This is a genomic window from Microbacterium wangyouchuni, from assembly GCF_054072595.1.
On the sequence record NZ_JBSVRM010000001.1, the window covers coordinates 267,143 to 284,737 of the forward strand.

Genomic DNA, 17,595 nt, shown 5'->3' on the forward strand with positions numbered 1-17,595 from the left:
GGTATTCAGTAAGGTATCATTACTGAATGCGTTGGACCCACCATAGGAGATGCGGATGACGACGTCAACAGGCCCGGGTGTCGACCGCACCGTGCCGCGGCCGGAGCTTTTGGCATCCATTACTGACGCCAGCGTCCTTGCGGCGATCCGCAACGCCGACGAGCCGGCATCGCGTGCGGAGATCGCGCAGGCGACCGGACTCTCCAAGCCGGCCGTCTCCACAGCGGTCGCTCGCCTGGCAGCGCGCGGAGTGCTGCAGGAAGTTGGTATCCGACAAGGGCGCCGCGGCGGAGTCGCCACCCTGTTCCGCATCGATCCGGACCACGGCCGCTCGCTCGCGATCGTCATTCAGAATGATCAGATCAGCGTCGTCTCGCGCGATCTCGCCGCCGTTGTGCGCGCCGAGCATCGCGCCGTGGTCGCCCCCGACAGTGATCCGGCCCGCATCGTCGCGCAGACCAACGCTCTGATCGCGGATGCTGCGCGTGAACACGCCGCCCGGGTGCTCGCCGTGACCGTGTCGATCGCCGACCCGGTGGATGCCCGCACCGACAAGCCGGCCGTGCTGGAGCGCTCGGTCTTCCCCGCGGCGCTCATCGACCCGCGCCGGGATCTACAACTGCCGGGCGGTGCCGATGTGGTCATCGACAACGACGTGAACTGGGCGGCTCTCGGCGAACTGCGCGAGGGCGCGCTGCGGGAGTGCGCGAACTTTCTCTACGTGTACGCGGGGGAGGGGCTCGGCGCCGGTCTCGTGCTGGATGGGCGCCTGTTCCGCGGCAGTTCCGGACTCGCCGGTGAAATCGGATACCTGCGCGCCAACGAGACCCAGGACATCACCCAGCACCTCGCCCGTCTGGGGCTGGGGACTGCCGAGCGCTACGGCCTGGACCCGTCTCGGTTCCCCGGACTCGATGACGAGAGCCTCACCGCGGTTGTGGATGCCCTCGCCCGAGCGGTCGCGAACGCGGTCATCATCGTTAACCCCGAGGCTGTCGCGCTGGGTGGGCCGCTCAGCCGGATCCCCGATTTCGCCGAACGCCTCGGCGACGGCATCCGTTCGCTGAGCATCGATCCGCCACGGGTCATCGTCAGCGAATCGACGCCACTGCGCGGTGCCGCGATCGAGGCGCATCGGCTTGCGCTCGCGCAGATCGGACTTCCGAAGGAGATGACGGCATGAGCGCCCTGCGCCCCGCGTGGTTGCGCGAATTCGACCTGTCGCTGCCGATCACCGCGCAGTACCTCGTCACCGGAAATGTGCACGATCTGCATCTCGATGGGGATGACGGGCACTTCCTCACGACCGTCGATGCGCTGCTGCGCTGCCTCGTGGAGAACGCGTACGACCTCGTCTACCGCTTCGATCCACTCGAGGGCATTCTGCTCGATCATGCGGGAGCCGGCGTCGTCAGCAACGACTTCTTCCCCGATGCCCATCTGGGCCGCGCAACCGTTGGTGCCATTGCGAAGGTCGCCGATCTCGCGCTGCAGGCGACGGCCGTTTCGCATCTTCGCGTCGCGCTGATCATCGACGGGGCGTCGGCTCTCTGGGCCGACGACATCAGCGTTGAAGTCTCCCGTCTGATGCTCGTGGCTCGCCGGCTTGCCGCGCGGGATTTCGTGGTGGATGCGGTGGATCCTCTTGCTGTGCGTGTCGCAACCAGCGGCAGCGGGCGGGGCGTTTCGCCGCGAAATGCCGTCATCTGGGTCGGTGATGCCGAGGCGGATGCACCCGGATGGCTCCGTGAAGCCGACAGTACTCGTGCGCTGCGGGTGCCGCTGCCGACTCTCGGTGCGAGGCGTCAGGCTGCGATGGAGCTTCTTCCCGCGCTGGACGGCTTTGCCGATTCGGATGCTGATGTGCGCGGTGCCGCGATCGATCTGCTCGCGGCGACCACGCAGGGGGTGACGTTCCGAGGCATCCGAAACATCGTCGCGCTTGCGCGCGATCAGGGAACAGCGCCGGGGAACATCGACGAAGCCGTCCGCAGCCATCTGCTTGGTGTGGTCGACAGTCCGTGGCATGATCCGCATCTGCTGGCGCGCGTGCAGGGGGCTCGCGAAAGCGTGCAGCAGCGCGTTCTCGGACAGGCGCGCGCCGTCGAGCGGTCGTTGGATGTGCTGTTGCGGTCTGCGCTCGGGCTTACCGGTGCCCACCAGGGGCGTCGACGTGGCGGTCCGCAGGGGATCCTGTTCTTCGCCGGCCCGACCGGGGTTGGCAAGACCGAGCTTGCGAAGGCGCTCGCCGAGGTGCTGTTCGGTGCCGAAGACGCCTACATCCGCTTCGATATGAGTGAGTTCTCCGCCGAGCACAGCGAGGCACGTCTGATCGGCGCTCCTCCCGGGTATATCGGGCACTCAGCGGGAGGAGAGCTGACAAATGCCGTGCGCGAGCGGCCGTTCTCCGTGCTGCTGTTCGACGAGATCGAGAAGGCGCATCCGCGGATCCTCGACAAGTTCCTGCAGATTCTCGACGAGGGTCGTCTCACCGACGGCAGCGGCAGCACCGTGCACTTCAGCGAATCGCTGATCGTGTTCACCTCGAACCTGGGTGCGGTGGATGCTTTTGTCGAGTCCGATCGAGATGCGCGTCAGCGTCGCATCCTGAACGAGATTCACCGTCACTTCACCACCGAGCTCCAGCGCCCGGAGCTGCTCAGCCGCATCGGCGACAACATCGTCGTGTTCGACGCGATCTCTGCCGCGACGGGAGCGCAGCTGGCCGAGCGTTATCTGGATGCCGTGATCGACACCGTGCGGTTGCGGCGCGGTGTCGCGTTGCAGCTTCAGCCTCAGGTGCGCGCCGATCTGGTCGCGGCAGCACTGGAGCGGCTGGAGTTCGGCGGGCGCGGCGTTGCGAGTGTGATCGAAGCGGCACTGGTCAATCCGCTGGCGAGAGTGCTGGCGGAATCGGGCGATGTTCGTGAGATTTCGGTGACGGGCGCCGAGCGAGTGCAGGATGCGTGGGTGTTGAGCGTGGCGTAGCCCGGGGCACTCCGATGGAAGTGCTTGGCAGAAGATTACTGTGGAGGGACTGACGGGAATCGAACCCGCGCTATCTGCTTGGGAAGCAGAAGTTCTACCATTGAACTACAGTCCCACGGCCTTTCGGCGTTCGGCCAGCATAACAAATGTGGCGACTGTCACGCGCTCACCGCAGCGGATCGAATGCCGCGATAGCCGGATCCACCCGACCGGTCGTGATCTGCTCGGCGAGCAGTTTGCCTGTGGCGGGCCCCAGCACGATGCCCCACATCCCGTGGCCGCCGGCGACGTACACACCGGGCGCTCGTGTTGCCCCGACCAGCGGCAGCCCGTCCGGAGTCACCGGCCTCGAGCCGACCCACTCGTCCTGGCGGTCATCCAGGTCGACGCCCCGCAGCAGCACCCGCGACTGGTTGACGATCGCCTGCACGCGGCGCGCCTGAAACGGCTCGTCAGGCCCGCGGAACTCCATCGTTCCGGCCACGCGCAGCCGGCCCTGATACGGAGTGCAGGCGATCCGCTGGAACGGCAGGTAGATCGGATGCTCCGCCGGCTGCTCGGTCGCCACCGTGAAGGAGTATCCGCGACCGGCCTGTACCCGCGTCTTCACTCCGAGCTCGCGCGCGAGCCGCGGCATCCACGCGCCCGTCGCCACGACTACCGAGTCGGCATCCAATCGCTCGCCGGATGCCAGCACCACCGCAGGTCGCGCGCCACCAGTGACAACCGCGGTCACCTCTGCGTCGGTACGCACAGCGCCGCCCCGAGCGACGACCGCGCCTGCCAGCGCCTCGACGAACGGTGCCGGCTCGAGAAACCGCTGCCCCTCCAGCCTGTATGCGACCTTCACCGCATCCGACAGCATCGGAGCAAGTGATCGCGGATCGTCCAGCGGTTCGAATGGCACATCCTGCCCGTGCCGGATCACTCCGGCGATCTCCTTGAGGAAGCCCTTCGAATGCGACCGATCAGCGAAGCCGATGACGAACGGGCCCTCGCGCGTCCACGAGTCGACCCCGCCGTCGGTCAACTCGTCGAAGCATTCCAATGCGATGCGGTCTATCGGCGTGAGTGCCGCCATCGTGCGATCCCACGCTCTGCTGGTGCCGTGCGAGGCGAAGCGTGCGAGAAAGCTCCACAGCGCGGCATCGACGCGGAACGGGACGTGCAACGCAGCATCCCGATCGAGCAGAGCCCGGGGACCGTACGTCCACAGACTCGGGTCCGCCAGCGGAATCGCCTTGCCCGGCGTCAGCCAGCCCGCATTGCCCCACGAAGCACCGGCCGCGATGCCGGTGCGATCGAGCACCGTGACTTCGACGCCGCGTTCCTGTAGATGCCACGCGGTCGCCAACCCGACCATTCCCGCCCCGATGATGATCGAGCGCGCCATTGCAACCTCCCGAGTACGACAGTCCTGCCCAGGATGTCAGAGTCCCGCGGCTACGGCACCTGGTGCAAGCCCATTAGGCTGATCCCGTGCTTCTCAGTGACCGCGATATCAGAGCAGAACTCGCCGCCGGCCGCATCGGGCTGTCGCCGCACGAGCCGGAGATGATTCAGCCTTCCAGCATCGACGTGCGGCTGGATCGGTATTTCCGGCTCTTCGATAACCACAAGTACCCGTATATCGATCCCGCCGAGGACCAGCCGGAGCTCACCCGGCTCATCGAGGTCAAACCCGACGAGCCGTTCATTCTGCACCCCGGCGAGTTCGCCCTCGGCGCCACATTCGAGCAGGTCACGCTGTCGGATGACATCGCTGCGCGGCTGGAGGGCAAGAGCTCGCTCGGACGCCTCGGTCTCATCACCCACTCCACGGCCGGTTTTATCGACCCGGGCTTCACAGGCCACGTCACCCTCGAACTCGCGAACGTTGCGACCCTGCCGATCAAGCTCTGGCCAGGCATGAAGATCGGCCAGCTCTGCTTCTTCCGCCTGACCTCGCCCGCGGAGAACCCGTACGGCTCAGGCCCGTACGGCAACCGCTATCAGGGGCAGCGCGGACCGACCGCATCCCGTTCGTTCCAGAACTTCCACCGCACGGATGTCAGTAACACCGATCTGGGGTCACTCGGCGGCTGACCGGGCGCGTATCGCCGCACCCACACGTAGTATCGAGAGCGTGAGCGGCGAAAACACGGAAAACCCGCAAGATCCCGGCGCGGATGCCACGACTGATGTGCCCGTGCCCGGTGGTGAGCCGCCGGCATCCCCCGTTGCTCCGAGCGTGGAAGCCTTCGACGTCCCGCCGCCGGAGACGGTCGCCACTCCCGATGCTGAAGCGGCTATCGAAGGTTTCGAGGTGCCGCCGCCGCCCACATTCGGTGCAGCGCCGCCACCTCCCAGCGCGGAGCCGGTCATCCCGCCGGCGCCATCGGAGAATGGCGGAGCTGCCGCAGCGGATGCTCCGGCGCTCCGCAAGCGCAGCACGTGGGCGCCCAACGACACGTGGACGTCGGCATCCGCTCACAAGCAGGAGGCGGTGCCGCCGACCGCTGCGCAGAAGGCCGAATCTCGCGCGGCCGCGTCACGTGCCGCGACGGCGCGCGATGAAGCGACGCGGAACTACGTCAGCCCGGCCGCAGGCGGAACGGACGGTCAGAGCTACCGCGGCTGGACGATCGTGATCTACACAGGTCTCACCGTGCTGCTCTTCGGCGCCGTCGGGCTCATGCTGTTCCTGGGGGCACAGGGCTGACATCCGCGGCGTCGGCCTCCGTGTCGATAGAAAAGGAAAGCGCCGGGCATGAGTGTTCATGACCGACGCGTGCCATCCATCCTGCGTGACGCAGGTCAGCGGTCGTTGCGACCGCGGCTGAAGCCGGAGTCGAAGCCCCGCTCGTAGGCGCCCTGCGCGAAGTGGGCGAAGTGCGCGCAGCGGTGGCCGTGGCCGCGCTGTCCGTATCCGTGCCCTTCCGCGAAGTCGTGCCCGTGCCCGTGCCCGTGTCCGAAGTCGTGCCCATGGCGGTGTCCGAAGCGGCGGTGCCGTCCGTGTCCGCGGGGGAGTGGTGTCTCTTCGTCCCAGCCGAATGCGCGAGCAAGCTGTTCGAGCGTGGCCAGGGTGGTCGCAAGATCTTCGGCGGGCACCGCGTCAGTGACCTTCGCGCGGATTCCGTCGACGATGCTGCCGAGGCGATCCTTGGCCGTGCGCCCTTCTTCGGTCAGGGCCCAGCTGCCGTCGGCATCCGTCACCCAACCGCGGTCGATGAGTAGGCCGAGTTTGTGTTCGGGCAACGGGCGCTCGCTCTTGCGGCGACCGACCGGAACCGTGCCGTCGACGATGTTCAGCAGTCGCCATTCACGACGCGTGATGCCCTCTGACTCGAAGGCTCTGGCGAACTCGGCTGCCACGAGGCGATCGACGGCCTTGAGCCAGAACCCGAATGGGCGGGAGTTTTCATCAGTGTTCATGGTGTCCATGAGTAAATCCTTTTGTTTGTAATATGACATGTGTATGTATTGTGACATGCAGTGGGGATGCATGTCAAGTGGCATGTAAGGTCGAGGTGTGAGCAACCAGGATCCCGACCCCGCCGAAGCTATCGCCCAGGCGCTGTCTCGCTTGCGAGGGCGACGTGCGCACGGCAAAGCGCCGCATGGCATGCGCGATCACGGCGGCCCCCACGACCAGCGCACGCACGACGAGCATGCCGAGCATGCCGGGCACGGGCACGGACATCGCGGTGGCCGTGGATTCGGCCCGCCGCCGTGGGCGGGTGGTCACGGACCGCGCTTCGGTGGCCCCGCACTCGTGCGAATGCTGGATGCGCTCTCCGCAGCATCCGCGCCGCTCAGTGTCAGCGCGCTGGGCGAGGCGATCGGCGTCGACCAGCCGCGTGCATCCCGGCTCGTCCAACAGGGTGTGCAACGCGGACTCGTGCTGCGCGAGGCCGATCCCGATGACGCGAGACGCACACGGATCGCGCTCACCGATGAAGGGCGACGCATCGCGCGTGGCGTGCGGGGCGAGAGGCGTGAGGCGCTGGGTCGTGCCCTGGAGACCTTTTCCGACGAGGAGAGCCGACAACTCGCGCGTCTGCTCAACAAGCTCGCCGACAACTGGTCGGTATGAAGGAGGCGGCCCGATGACTACACCCCAGACGCGCCCGCATCGTCCCCAGCGTCCGCAGATCGTGCTCGAGGTGATCGAGCGGATCCAGCTCACCCCGCATATGGTCCGTATCGTCGCGGGCGGGCCCGGGATCGCTGTGGTGGAGGATGCTGGATACACCGACGCCTACTCGAAGATGCTCTTCGCCCACCCGGAGACCGACCTCACGCCGCCCTACGACCTTGCGGCGCTGCGCGCCGAGCTGCCGATCGAGCGGATGCCTTCGCAGCGCACGTACACGATCCGCCGGTTCGACCTGACTGGCGGCCGGCTCTGGATCGACTTCGTCGTGCACGGCGCTGACGGTGTGGCCGGGCCATGGGCTGATGCGGCACAGCCGGGCGATGTGGTTGTTCTCGGCGGGATCGGTGGCGGATATGCCCCCGACCCCGATGCTGACTGGCACCTGCTGGCCGGTGATGACGCTGCGCTGCCGGCGATCGCTGCCGCGCTGGAAGCCATGCCTGCGCAAGCCGAGGGCGTCGTGCTACTGGAGGTAGACAGCGCTGCCGATCAACTCGAACTCACCGCACCCGCCGGCTTTGAAATCGTGTGGTTGCACCGCGAAGGGCAGCAGGCCGGAACGACCACGCTGCTCGCCGACGCGGTGCGCGAAGTGGAGTGGCGCAGCGGACGCGTGCAGGTGTTCGCACACGGAGAACGCGGCGCCATGGAATCGCTGCGGCCCTATCTGACCGACGAGCGCGGACTCGACCGCACCCAGCTGTCACTCTCGGCCTACTGGGCATATGGGCGCCAGGAGGAAGCCTTCCAAGCGGAGAAGCGCGAGGCCGTCGGGCAGATCTGAACCGTTTGGACCTCAGCTGACCCGGCTCGCCTTGACCGGAAGCAGCAGCAGGAACCCGGCCAGCAGCACGAGCATGATGCCGAGGATTCCGAACGCGGTCGACCCGGTCAGCACGATCAGCAGTGCCCACGCTCCCGACGCCATCCAGCTAGCTGCGCGCCCGGTCGTGGCGTAGAGGCCGAAGATCTCTCCTTCGCGTCCGGCCGGAGTCACACGCGCCAGGAACGACCGCGACGCAGCCTGGGCGGGGCCGACGAACGCGCAGAGGATGAGTCCGCCGATCCAGAAAACGATGGTGCCAGCATCCACCAGGAAGAACACTGCCAGACCAGCGACGATCATCGACGCGAGCGCGAACAGGATGATGCGCTTTGGGCCGTACCGGTCATCGAGGCGGCCGGCGAGGATCGTCGAAATCCCGGCGATGAGATTCGCGGCGATGCCGAAGATCACGAGTTCAAGGAACTCGAAGCCGAACACCAGGTTGGCGATCACCGCGCCGAAGGCGAAGACGCCGCCCAATCCGTCGCGGAACACGGCGCTGGAGAGCAGGAACCAGAACGTGGTCCGCGTCTCCGTGTTGCGGTACAGGCCGATGACGTCTTTCACCAGCAGCACGTACGACTGGAAGAATCCGACCTTGCGCTCCGGGCGTCCGAGTGACGGCTCCGGCACGTTCAGGAAGATCGGGATGCTGAAGATGATCGCCCAGATGGCGCAGCCTACGGCGATCAGACGGAACGGCAGACCGTTCTCGGTAGCGAGGCCGAACCAGTCCGCCATGAAGAACACCACGACGAGCACGAGCGCGATGATTCCGCCGATGTACCCGAATCCCCAGCCGAGACCCGAGACCTTGCCGACCGTCTTCGGGTTAGCGATCCCGATCAGCATTGCGTTGGAGTTCACCGCGGCGATCTCGCCGAACACCGACCCGGCCGAGATCAGTGCGACGCCCAGCCAGAACAGTGTCGGGGTCGGTTCGACGAACCACAGTCCGAACATGCAGAGGATGAGGGCGCCCGTGCCGATTCCGAGCCACAGCTTCTGGCGGCCCGCAGCATCCGCTCGCTGTCCGAGAACGGGTGCGACCAGGAGGATGGCGAGGCCGGCGATGGTCGAACCGAGCCCGAGGCCGGAGGCGAGGCCTGCTTCGGCGGCGGTGCGGATCGGGTCGCCCGTGTCGAGGGCTGCGATGTCCGCCGGCAGGAAGGCGTCGGTGGTCAGATAGAGCGCCGTGAAGATGAACGTCAGGATTACGGTGTTGAACGGCTGCGTCGCCCAATCCCACAGCGCCCACGAGTAGACCTGTTTCTTCGGGGCGGGCGTGTCGCCGCGCAGGTTCAGACCGATCACGGCGACAGCGCCCGTATTGGCGGTCGCCTCGGGGGTGGCGACGTCGTCATTGTCAGAAGCACTCATGATCGCAGTCTGGCCAATGCCGGTGAACGGAGGGTAGCGGCGCGCCGTAGCGGCGCCGCGTCAGCGCTCGTCGTCATCGCGTACGGGGATGTCGTTGTCCTCCGCATCCTTCAGTCGACCCGCCGTGTAGTGATCTCCCTCGCGGAGTGCCGCCAGCAGTGACTGCGGGATCTCGCGGAACGCCGGAACGGAGACCGCGTCGCCGGATGCTTTCCGCTTCAGAACATGGTGGAAGAGGATGTTCAGTGCCAGAGCGGCGATCGTCGTCGAACTGATCGCCGAGTTGAAGATCACCGTGAACCAATCCGGGAAGCCGGAGTAGATATCGGGCTTCACCAGCGGCAGCAGGCCGAAGCCCAGCGCGACAGCAACGATGATGAGGTTCAGGCTGTCGCGGTAGTCGACCTTCGCGAGCGTCGCGATACCGCTGGCCGCCACCGAACCGAACAGGACGATGCCGACGCCGCCCAGCACGGGTGTCGGGATGGCGGCGACGACGCGGCCGAGCACGGGCAACAGGCCGAGGATGACCAGGATCACACCGCCCGCGGCGACCACGAACCGGCTCTTGACCTTCGTGATCGCGACCAGGCCGATGTTCTGCGCGAATGCGGTCTGCGTGAACGAGTTGAAAATCGGCGAGACGGCGCTTGCGAGCATGTCGGCCCGCAGCCCCGCCGCGATGCGCTTCGAGTTGACCTTCGTGCCGACGACCTCACTGACCGCCAGCAGGTCCGCGGTCGTCTCCGTGAACGTCACCAGCACGACGATGAGCATCGAGATGATGGCGGCGATATCGAACGTCGGCATCCCGAATGCGAATGGCGTCGGCAGGGCAACGATCGGTCCCTCCGCGACGGTCGAGAAATCGGCGACGCCGATCACAGTGGCAAAGATGGTGCCGAGTACGAGGGCGATCAGGATGCTCAGACGCGAGATCGTCGCCGAACCGAACTTCGACAGCACAATGACCAGCAGCAGGGTGAGAGCGGCGAGCCCGATGTTTCCCACCGAGCCGTAGTCGGCCGCGGTGTCATCGCCGCCCATCGCCCACCCTGCCGCGACCGGCAGCAGCGACAGGCCCACAGCGGCGATGACGGACCCGGTGACCACGGGCGGGAAGAACCGCACGATCATCGCGAACGCCGGAGCCAGCACCAGTCCGATCACGGAGGAGACGAGCACAGCGCCCATAACCGCCGGCATCCCGCCCTCGCCCATGATCGCGATCATCGTCGCGACGCCCGAGAATGACACGCCCTGCACGAGCGGCAGCTTCGAACCGAAGAACGGCACGCCCAGCGTCTGCAGCAGCGTCGCGAGTCCGCCGATGAACAGGGCGCAGGCGACCAGCATCCCGATCTCAGCCTGATTCATGCCGCCGGCCTGCCCCATCACGAGCGGCGGTGCGATGATTCCGCCGTACATGGTCAGCACATGCTGCAACCCGTAGGCGAAGCTCGGGCCGATGCCCAGCTTCTCGTCTTCGGGGCGGGTGGCGGTGGTCTTCGAGCTGTTCTTCGAACTGGTCATCGGGGGGAGAGCGCCTTCGGAAGGGGACGGATCGACATCTGAGAGTATCGCGAGCGCGGGAGCGGCCACGTGCCGGGTCATCCGAATGATGCCGCCATTAGTTCGGCGAACAGGTATTCGGCGTCGCACTCCACCCGATGCCGGGCGAACCAGTCGCAGATGTTCACGCAGTCCCGGTGCAGCAGATCGAGTCCCTGTGGGTTTGCGATGACGTCGACGATCTGCGGCACATCGATCGCCCAGACCCTGCCGTCGTGAACGAGCAGGTTGTAGGCGGACAGGTCGCCGTGCGCGAACCCGGCCCTGGCGAACAGGTGCATGATCTCGACGATCTGGTTGAAGTAGTCCGTCAGAGCGCGCCGGTCGCCGCGCACCTGGGCCAGTCTGGGCGCTGCGGTGGCGCCGGATCCGATGAACTCCATCAGCACCTCGGTGCCGTTCACCTGCACGGGATACGGAACCGGAGCACCGAGCTGCCACATGCGGCTCAGCGCGCTGAACTCGGCGAACGACCATTGCGCCGCGGCGATTTCCCGGCCGAAGGTCGATTTCTTCGCCATCGCACGCGAATCGCGTGAGCTCTGCACGCGTCGCCCCTCGGTGTAGACGGTCGATCGGTGGAAGGAGCGATGCTCCTCGCCGCGGTAGCGCTTCGCGACCAACAGGGTGCGCTGCGACAGGTCACCGGGGACGGCGCGCTCCAACAGATACGCGTCGGCCTCCTTGCCGGTCTTGAGGATGCCGAGTTCCGTGTCGAGCGCGCCCGCGCTCGTCACGACCCATGCGGGCCTCGGGTCGGGTCCGCGTTCGGATGGGGTGACAGCCGGCCAGGTCGACCAGCGCTGGTTCTCACCGGGTTCGACATCGGCGAAGGCGAGATTCTGGGAAAAGGGGGATACGTCGAATGACGCGGAGGGATCAGTCACGGTGGTTGCTCCGGGAAAGGAGGCCACGCGCGGATCAGGAGCGGGTGGCCTCGAAGGGAAGAGTATCGGCGAGAAGCGCGACAGAGACAGTGGACATCTCGTGCTCCTTCCGCTCGGCTCTTCCGGGGCGTTCCCGGTGTGATGAAAAAACACTAGCAGTGTCATGCGCTCCTGTTGAACACCTCTGTCGCGGCTACGCCGGACGATCGGTCGGATGCTGCGGACGCGTGGTCGGGTGAGGCATCCGCGTTGCTGACAACGTTGAATCATGACCGTCACCGCTCCTGTCCCCATCCCCGCCGCCGAGCGCATCAGATACGGTGCGCTCATCGTGGTGATGCTGCTGAGCTTCCTGCTGGTCACGGCCGAGTTCCTGCCCAGCGGCATGCTCATAGAGATTGCGGACGGGCTCGGCATCACGCCAGGGCAAGCCGGACAGATGGTCACCATCACGGCACTCGTCGGTCTCTTCGTGGCACCCACCGTCGGGATGGTGTTTCCCCGGGTGGATCGACGCACACTTCTGGTCTGGATGGCGCTCGCCGCGGCCGCATCCAATCTCATCGTCGCCGTATCGCCGAACCTGCTCATCATCCTTCTCGCACGCTTCCTGCTCGGCGCAGCCCTGAGCACGTTCTGGTCGATGTCGATCACGGTCGCCGTGCGCATCGCCGGGCCGGAACGGCTGGGACGCGCGGTGATGTTCACCTCTGCGGGCACGTCGCTGGCGACTGTTGCTGGTGTGCCCGTCGGCGTCATGCTGGGCGAGATGATGGACTGGCGCGCAGTGTTCGCGCTCACCGGAATCGTCACGGGTCTGCTCGCGATCGCGCTCGGCACAATGCTTCCGCCGGTTCCTCCCGCGCAGGTGTCAAGCTTCGGGCTGCTTCTGGACACGATCCGTCGCCCGGGCGTGGCTCTGGGGCTGACCGGACACATCTTCGTCGTGCTGGGGCATTTTCTCGCCTACACCTACATCCGTCTTGCTCTGGAGCGGGTACCGGAGGCCGACGGCGGAACGATCGTGATGTTGCTCGCCGTCTTCGGTATCGGCGGCCTGATCGGCAACGTCGCCATCGGCGTGATCATCGACCGGACATTCCGAACGCTCGCGGTGGTGGCGCCAGCTGTGATCGCGGTGGCGGTCGGCGCGACCATCGTGCTGTCGGACTCCGTGCTCGGCGTCGGGATCGCTGTGTTCATCTGGGGCTTCTTCCTCGCCTCCTGGCTGCTCGTGGTCAACACCTGGGTCGGGCATCGGATGCCGGATCGCCTAGAAGCGGGCGGAAGCCTCGTCGTCGTTGGATTCCAGGCGGCGATCATGGTCGCGGCCGGGGTCGGCGGGATCCTCGTCGACAGTGTCGGTGTGGAGCCGTCGTATGCGCTGGGCGTTATAGCCCTGGTGATTGGTGCGGTGCTGTTCGGGCTCTCGAACCGCGCGCGTGGGTGATGTGTGGGAGCGCTACGGGTCAGTTGCGGTTCAGCCGCGGCTCACAACTCCTGAAGAACTGCGCGCTGCGCGTCGGATTCGGCCCGTTTCGGGAGACCTGGGCCGATTCTTCAGGAGTTGTGCGCGCCGGACCCGGCCCGGTGGGCTCCGAACATTCCCCGGGCTAGGGAAGGCTACGCCGAAACCAGATCGCGGCTGACGCGCCAGGCGGACGGGGTCATCCCCGTCGCACGCCGGAACGCGCGGCTGAATCCTTCGTCCGAACCGTAACCGAGGCTCCGTGATGTCTCCGAAACGGAGTGGCCAGCCTCCAGCATCCGCTTCGCCGACTGCATGCGCACCTCGGTGACATAGCTCACCGGCGAGCGGCCGAGCGCTGTGTGAAAGCGTTCGGCGAAGACCGACCGTGACATCGCGCCGATGCCGGCTAGGGCCTCGACCGTCCACTCGCGTCCTGGCTGGTCATGGATGGCGTCGATCACGCGGTCGAGGAACGGATCGTTCGAGCGGGACGGCCAGCCCGTGGGGGCGCAGCCGTTTTCGGCCCAGGCGCGGATGACCGACAGGAGCACCGTCGTTGTCATCAGGCGGCAGATGACGGGGTCGCCCGAGCGCAGCGGGCAATCGTCCGACTCGGCGGGACCGAGATTTCGCGCGAGCGCTGCCGCAGCCGGTTCGAGGCCGGCGAAGTCGGTGACGGTGACGAACTCGGGCAGTACGGTGCTCAGTGTGCTTGCTGTTTCGGACAACTGCAGCTCCGCAATCATCAGGGACGCGCCGTGCTCGGACTGCAGGGCAACCGATCGGCGTCCCAGGGTGAGGAAGGCGTCGCCTTCTCCGAGTACCTCGCGCTCGCGACCGGGTGAGAGCGCGACGGCTGATGATGCGCGGTCGACATCGAATGAGCATGCCTGCGCCAGCGGCGGTTGCCCGGAGACACTGCCTGCGGACACGAACACGAGCCAGATCGCTCCGGATGCCAGCGGCGCGATGCCTCCTGCATCCAACTGCACCCGTCGTGCCGCGCCCAGGCGCACGTCAATCGACGAGAGCACCCTCTCAAGAGCATCCGCGTCGATTGTCGTCATACTCAGAGGCAACCGTGCGGTGTTGGCGGCTATTCCTCACTGTTCGGAGGAACGAGGTTCACAGCCGGCACCATCCGCTGTGCTTGGTGGCAGCTGCAGGAATGTAGCGTGGAGGGACACCCCAACATAAGGAGCGCGATGTTCCGCACGCCTGCCAGTCTTTACCGCGTCCTCGCGATCGCCGAGGCGATCACCTGGACCATTCTCATCTCGGCGTTGATCGCCCGTGCCGTCGGGGCTCCGGGCATCGTGGTCACGATCGGTGGGGGCATCCACGGTTTCGTATTCCTCGCCTACGGTGCGACGGCGATTCTCGTGGCCTTCAACCAGCGGTGGTCGATCGGCCTCGGTGTGCTCGCCGTCGTCAGTGCCGTCGTGCCCTACGCGACGATCCCGATGGAGATCTGGCTGCACCGCAAGGGTCGGTTGCAGGGGGATTGGCGTCTTGAGGCGAGCGACCACCCGCAGGACCGCACCTGGTACGACCGGACGATGCGCTGGTTCCTGCGCCACGCGTGGGTGCTCGTGGCGCTCATCGCCGTCGCTGTAGTTGCGCTGTACGTGATCCTGCTGACGATCGGTCCTCCCGGCGGGAAGTAAGCGCCTGAAGCGGACTTGAGTCGCCTCGTATCAACTTCGCTTTGACAGTATCCGCCGTCGGGAGTACAGTTGAGCCATCGCGACTCAGGTTTGCTGATTCGCTCACAGAACTTCACTAACGAACTTCAACTCAGAAGGAGAAAACACATGGCACGTGCTGTTGGAATCGACCTCGGAACGACGAACTCCGTCGTCAGCGTCCTCGAGGGTGGCGAGCCGAAGGTCATCGCCAACGCCGAGGGTTTCCGCACCACCCCGTCGGTGGTCGCGTACACGAAGGACGGCGAGATTCTCGTCGGCGAGACCGCGAAGCGTCAGGCTGTCACGAACGTTGACCGCACCGTTGCATCCGTCAAGCGTCACATGGGCACCGACTGGGGCTTCGACGTCGACGGCAAGAAGTGGACGCCGCAGGAGATCTCCGCTCGCATCCTCATGAAGCTCAAGCGCGACGCCGAGTCCTACCTCGGCGACACAGTGACGGATGCTGTGGTCACTGTTCCCGCGTACTTCAACGACGCCGAGCGTCAGGCTACGAAGGAAGCCGGCGAGATCGCCGGACTCAACGTCCTGCGCATCATCAACGAGCCCACCGCTGCGGCCCTCGCCTACGGCCTCGACCGTGGCAAGGAGGACGAGCTCATCCTCGTCTTCGACCTCGGTGGCGGAACCTTCGACGTCTCGCTGCTCGAAGTGGGCAAGGACGACGACTTCTCCACCATTCAGGTGCGCTCCACCTCCGGTGACAATCGCCTCGGCGGTGACGACTGGGACCAGCGCCTGGTCGACCACCTCATCAAGCAGTTCAAGGACACCAGCGGTGTCGACGTATCGGGTGACAAGATCGCGCTGCAGCGTCTGAAGGAAGCAGCCGAGCAGGCCAAGAAGGAGCTGTCGAGCTCGACCAGCACCTCCATCAACTTGCCGTACCTGTCGCTGACTGACTCCGGCCCCGTGTCGCTGTCCGAGACGATCACGCGCGCTAAGTTCGAGGACCTCACCAAGGACCTCCTCGACCGCACGAAGAAGCCGTTCGAAGACGTCATCCGCGAGGCGAACATCAAGGTCAGCGAGATCGACCACATTGTGCTCGTCGGTGGATCGACCCGTATGCCTGCTGTTGCTGAGCTCGTCAAGCGCGAAACCGGCAAGGAAGCGAACAAGGGCGTGAACCCGGATGAGGTCGTCGCCGTCGGCGCCGCGCTCCAGGCCGGTGTCCTCAAGGGCGAGCGCAAGGACGTTCTCCTCATCGACGTCACCCCGCTGAGCCTCGGCATCGAGACCAAGGGCGGACGCATGACCAAGCTCATCGACCGCAACACCGCGATCCCGACCAAGCGCAGCGAGACCTTCACCACGGCAGATGACAACCAGCCGTCTGTGGCGATCCAGGTCTTCCAGGGCGAGCGCGAGTTCACCCGCGACAACAAGCCGCTCGGCACGTTCGAACTCACCGGAATCGCTCCGGCTCCGCGGGGCATCCCGCAGGTCGAGGTCACGTTCGACATCGACGCCAACGGCATCGTGCACGTGTCCGCGAAGGACAAGGGCACCGGCAAGGAGCAGTCGATGACGATCACCGGCGGCTCGTCGCTGTCGAAGGAAGACATCGAGCGCATGGTCCGCGAGGCCGAGGAGAACGCCGCCGAGGACAAGAAGCGCGCGGAAGCTCTCGAGCAGCGCAACCAGGCCGAGACGCTCTCGTACTCGATCGAGAAGCTCATCAAGGAGAACGAGGACAAGCTTCCCGCCGATGTTAAGGACGAAGTCCAGGCCGACGTCGACGCTCTGAAGACGGCTTTGGCCGGCGAAGACGATGACGCCGTCAAGGTGGCCTTCGACAAGCTGAACGAGTCGCAGGGCAAGCTCGGCGAAGCGATCTACGCGCAGTCGCAGGCGGATGCCGCGGCCGGCGAGTCCGCTGACGGCGAGGCCGGTGAGTCTGACGCCTCCGCCGAGGAGGATGTCGTCGACGCCGAGGTCATCGACGACGAGGACGAGGAAAAGAAGTAACCATGAAGGATAAGAACTTCGACGAGAACGGCGAGGTTCGTCCTGAGGACGAGGGGTCGGATGCTGCGGCATCCGGCCCCGCGTCGCAGGAGAACCCGGACTCCGCTGACGCGGCTGCCGCTGAGGGTTCGGATGATTCGATCATCGACTCGGACGACGAACTGACGGTCGACGACATCCTCGGTGCCGATCAGACCGGCGAGGCTGCTGCGGAAGACGCGGTTCTGGCAGATCTGGAAACAACTCTGCTGAACGACCTCAAGCGGCTGCAGGCTGAGTACGCCAACTATCGTCGGCGTACGGAAGAGCAGCGTCAGGTCGAGATCGAGCGCGCGAAGGGGGAGGCCGCCAAGGGTCTGCTCCCGGTGCTCGACGATTTCGATCGCGCAGCGCAGCACGGTGATCTGGTGGAGGGCACCCCCTTTGCTGTGATCGGCGAGAAGATTCGCGCGGTCGTCGAGCGGCTGGGCGTGGTTGCCTACGGTGCGAAGGGCGAGGAGTTCGACCCCCAGCACCACGAGGCGATCTTCCAGCAGCCGACTCCGGGTGCCGAGTCATCTACGATCCTCGAGGTCGTCGAGGTGGGCTACCGCCTCGGTGATGTCGAGTTGCGCCCGGCGAAGGTCGTCGTCGCCGTCCCCGCGGAGTAGGAG

The 17,595-nt window shown here is 66.0% G+C and carries 16 protein-coding genes and 1 tRNA gene; 10 read left to right on the forward strand and 7 right to left on the reverse strand.

What is annotated here, in order from left to right; all coding sequences use genetic code 11:
* Positions 1–55: 55 nt before the first annotated feature.
* Positions 56–1,183: an ROK family transcriptional regulator gene (locus ACW5CM_RS01330; RefSeq protein WP_457123895.1), complete on the forward strand. Its 1,128-nt coding sequence runs from the start codon at positions 56–58 to the stop codon at positions 1,181–1,183.
* Complete coding sequence (locus ACW5CM_RS01335; RefSeq protein ID WP_457123896.1) at positions 1,180–2,988, forward strand: AAA family ATPase; 1,809 nt, start codon at positions 1,180–1,182, stop codon at positions 2,986–2,988. Before ACW5CM_RS01330 ends, ACW5CM_RS01335 begins: the two co-directional genes overlap by 4 nt.
* A 41-nt stretch (positions 2,989–3,029) precedes the next feature.
* On the opposite strand, the gene ACW5CM_RS01340 is transcribed toward ACW5CM_RS01335, so the two are convergent.
* Positions 3,030–3,103 (reverse strand) — tRNA-Gly (locus ACW5CM_RS01340).
* A 51-nt stretch (positions 3,104–3,154) separates the two neighbouring features.
* A complete protein-coding gene (locus ACW5CM_RS01345; RefSeq protein WP_457123897.1) occupies positions 3,155–4,381 on the reverse strand; it encodes an NAD(P)/FAD-dependent oxidoreductase in 1,227 nt (408 codons plus the stop codon).
* 86 nt (positions 4,382–4,467) lie between these two features.
* On the opposite strand from ACW5CM_RS01345, the gene dcd reads away from it, so the two are divergent.
* A complete protein-coding gene (dcd, locus tag ACW5CM_RS01350) occupies positions 4,468–5,073 on the forward strand; it encodes a dCTP deaminase (RefSeq protein ID WP_439255248.1) in 606 nt (201 codons plus the stop codon).
* Positions 5,074–5,113: 40 nt separating this feature from the next.
* Positions 5,114–5,689: a hypothetical protein gene (locus tag ACW5CM_RS01355; protein ID WP_457123898.1), complete on the forward strand. Its 576-nt coding sequence runs from the start codon at positions 5,114–5,116 to the stop codon at positions 5,687–5,689.
* Positions 5,690–5,784: 95 nt separating this feature from the next.
* Here ACW5CM_RS01355 and ACW5CM_RS01360 read toward each other — a convergent pair whose 3' ends face one another.
* Positions 5,785–6,411, reverse strand: a complete 627-nt coding sequence (locus tag ACW5CM_RS01360) for a winged helix DNA-binding protein (RefSeq protein WP_457123899.1) — start codon at positions 6,409–6,411, stop codon at positions 5,785–5,787.
* 88 nt (positions 6,412–6,499) lie between these two features.
* Here ACW5CM_RS01360 and ACW5CM_RS01365 point away from each other — a divergent pair, with 88 nt between their 5' ends.
* Entirely contained in the window at positions 6,500–7,063 is a 564-nt protein-coding gene (locus ACW5CM_RS01365) for a MarR family winged helix-turn-helix transcriptional regulator (protein WP_457123900.1), read from the forward strand.
* A 13-nt stretch (positions 7,064–7,076) separates the two neighbouring features.
* Positions 7,077–7,910, forward strand: coding sequence for a siderophore-interacting protein (locus ACW5CM_RS01370; protein ID WP_457123901.1), 834 nt, complete (start codon positions 7,077–7,079; stop codon positions 7,908–7,910).
* A 12-nt stretch (positions 7,911–7,922) separates the two neighbouring features.
* Here ACW5CM_RS01370 and ACW5CM_RS01375 read toward each other — a convergent pair whose 3' ends face one another.
* The 3 genes from ACW5CM_RS01375 to ACW5CM_RS01385 form a co-directional block, all read right to left on the reverse strand.
* Positions 7,923–9,332: an MFS transporter gene (locus ACW5CM_RS01375; protein ID WP_439255243.1), complete on the reverse strand. Its 1,410-nt coding sequence runs from the start codon at positions 9,330–9,332 to the stop codon at positions 7,923–7,925.
* Between the two features lie 60 nt (positions 9,333–9,392).
* Positions 9,393–10,865, reverse strand: a complete 1,473-nt coding sequence (locus tag ACW5CM_RS01380; RefSeq protein WP_439255242.1) for a nucleobase:cation symporter-2 family protein — start codon at positions 10,863–10,865, stop codon at positions 9,393–9,395.
* Positions 10,866–10,942: 77 nt separating this feature from the next.
* Positions 10,943–11,791: a serine protein kinase RIO gene (locus tag ACW5CM_RS01385; RefSeq protein WP_457123902.1), complete on the reverse strand. Its 849-nt coding sequence runs from the start codon at positions 11,789–11,791 to the stop codon at positions 10,943–10,945.
* A 268-nt stretch (positions 11,792–12,059) separates the two neighbouring features.
* On the opposite strand from ACW5CM_RS01385, the gene ACW5CM_RS01390 reads away from it, so the two are divergent.
* Complete coding sequence (locus ACW5CM_RS01390; protein WP_457123903.1) at positions 12,060–13,241, forward strand: MFS transporter; 1,182 nt, start codon at positions 12,060–12,062, stop codon at positions 13,239–13,241.
* A 173-nt stretch (positions 13,242–13,414) separates the two neighbouring features.
* Here the strand turns inward: ACW5CM_RS01390 and ACW5CM_RS01395 are convergent, their stop codons facing one another.
* Positions 13,415–14,329 carry a helix-turn-helix transcriptional regulator gene (locus tag ACW5CM_RS01395; RefSeq protein ID WP_457123904.1) on the reverse strand — a complete coding sequence of 305 codons (915 nt, stop codon included), beginning with the start codon at positions 14,327–14,329 and terminating at the stop codon, positions 13,415–13,417.
* A gap of 138 nt (positions 14,330–14,467) precedes the next feature.
* Here ACW5CM_RS01395 and ACW5CM_RS01400 point away from each other — a divergent pair, with 138 nt between their 5' ends.
* The 3 genes from ACW5CM_RS01400 (at position 14,468) to ACW5CM_RS01410 (ending at position 17,592) form a co-directional block, all read left to right on the forward strand.
* Complete coding sequence (locus ACW5CM_RS01400; RefSeq protein WP_439255238.1) at positions 14,468–14,929, forward strand: DUF3817 domain-containing protein; 462 nt, start codon at positions 14,468–14,470, stop codon at positions 14,927–14,929.
* A gap of 147 nt (positions 14,930–15,076) precedes the next feature.
* Positions 15,077–16,942, forward strand: coding sequence for a molecular chaperone DnaK (dnaK, locus tag ACW5CM_RS01405; RefSeq protein WP_457123905.1), 1,866 nt, complete (start codon positions 15,077–15,079; stop codon positions 16,940–16,942).
* A 2-nt stretch (positions 16,943–16,944) separates the two neighbouring features.
* Entirely contained in the window at positions 16,945–17,592 is a 648-nt protein-coding gene (locus tag ACW5CM_RS01410) for a nucleotide exchange factor GrpE (protein ID WP_438253914.1), read from the forward strand.
* Positions 17,593–17,595: the final 3 nt, after the last annotated feature.

Excerpts from the sequence above, each read along its gene's own strand:
- ACW5CM_RS01335 (WP_457123896.1), top strand. The coding sequence starts at position 1,180 with ATGAGCGCCCTGCGCCCCGCGTGGTTGCGCGAATTCGACCTGTCGCTG.
- ACW5CM_RS01360 (WP_457123899.1), bottom strand. The coding sequence starts at position 6,411 with ATGGACACCATGAACACTGATGAAAACTCCCGCCCATTCGGGTTCTGG.
- ACW5CM_RS01375 (WP_439255243.1), bottom strand. The coding sequence starts at position 9,332 with ATGAGTGCTTCTGACAATGACGACGTCGCCACCCCCGAGGCGACCGCC.
- ACW5CM_RS01400 (WP_439255238.1), top strand. The coding sequence starts at position 14,468 with ATGTTCCGCACGCCTGCCAGTCTTTACCGCGTCCTCGCGATCGCCGAG.
- ACW5CM_RS01395 (WP_457123904.1), bottom strand. The coding sequence starts at position 14,329 with ATGACGACAATCGACGCGGATGCTCTTGAGAGGGTGCTCTCGTCGATT.
- ACW5CM_RS01410 (WP_438253914.1), top strand. The coding sequence starts at position 16,945 with ATGAAGGATAAGAACTTCGACGAGAACGGCGAGGTTCGTCCTGAGGAC.
- ACW5CM_RS01370 (WP_457123901.1), top strand. The coding sequence starts at position 7,077 with ATGACTACACCCCAGACGCGCCCGCATCGTCCCCAGCGTCCGCAGATC.
- ACW5CM_RS01390 (WP_457123903.1), top strand. The coding sequence starts at position 12,060 with ATGACCGTCACCGCTCCTGTCCCCATCCCCGCCGCCGAGCGCATCAGA.
- dnaK (WP_457123905.1), top strand. The coding sequence starts at position 15,077 with ATGGCACGTGCTGTTGGAATCGACCTCGGAACGACGAACTCCGTCGTC.
- ACW5CM_RS01345 (WP_457123897.1), bottom strand. The coding sequence starts at position 4,381 with ATGGCGCGCTCGATCATCATCGGGGCGGGAATGGTCGGGTTGGCGACC.
- ACW5CM_RS01330 (WP_457123895.1), top strand. The coding sequence starts at position 56 with ATGACGACGTCAACAGGCCCGGGTGTCGACCGCACCGTGCCGCGGCCG.
- ACW5CM_RS01380 (WP_439255242.1), bottom strand. The coding sequence starts at position 10,865 with ATGACCAGTTCGAAGAACAGCTCGAAGACCACCGCCACCCGCCCCGAA.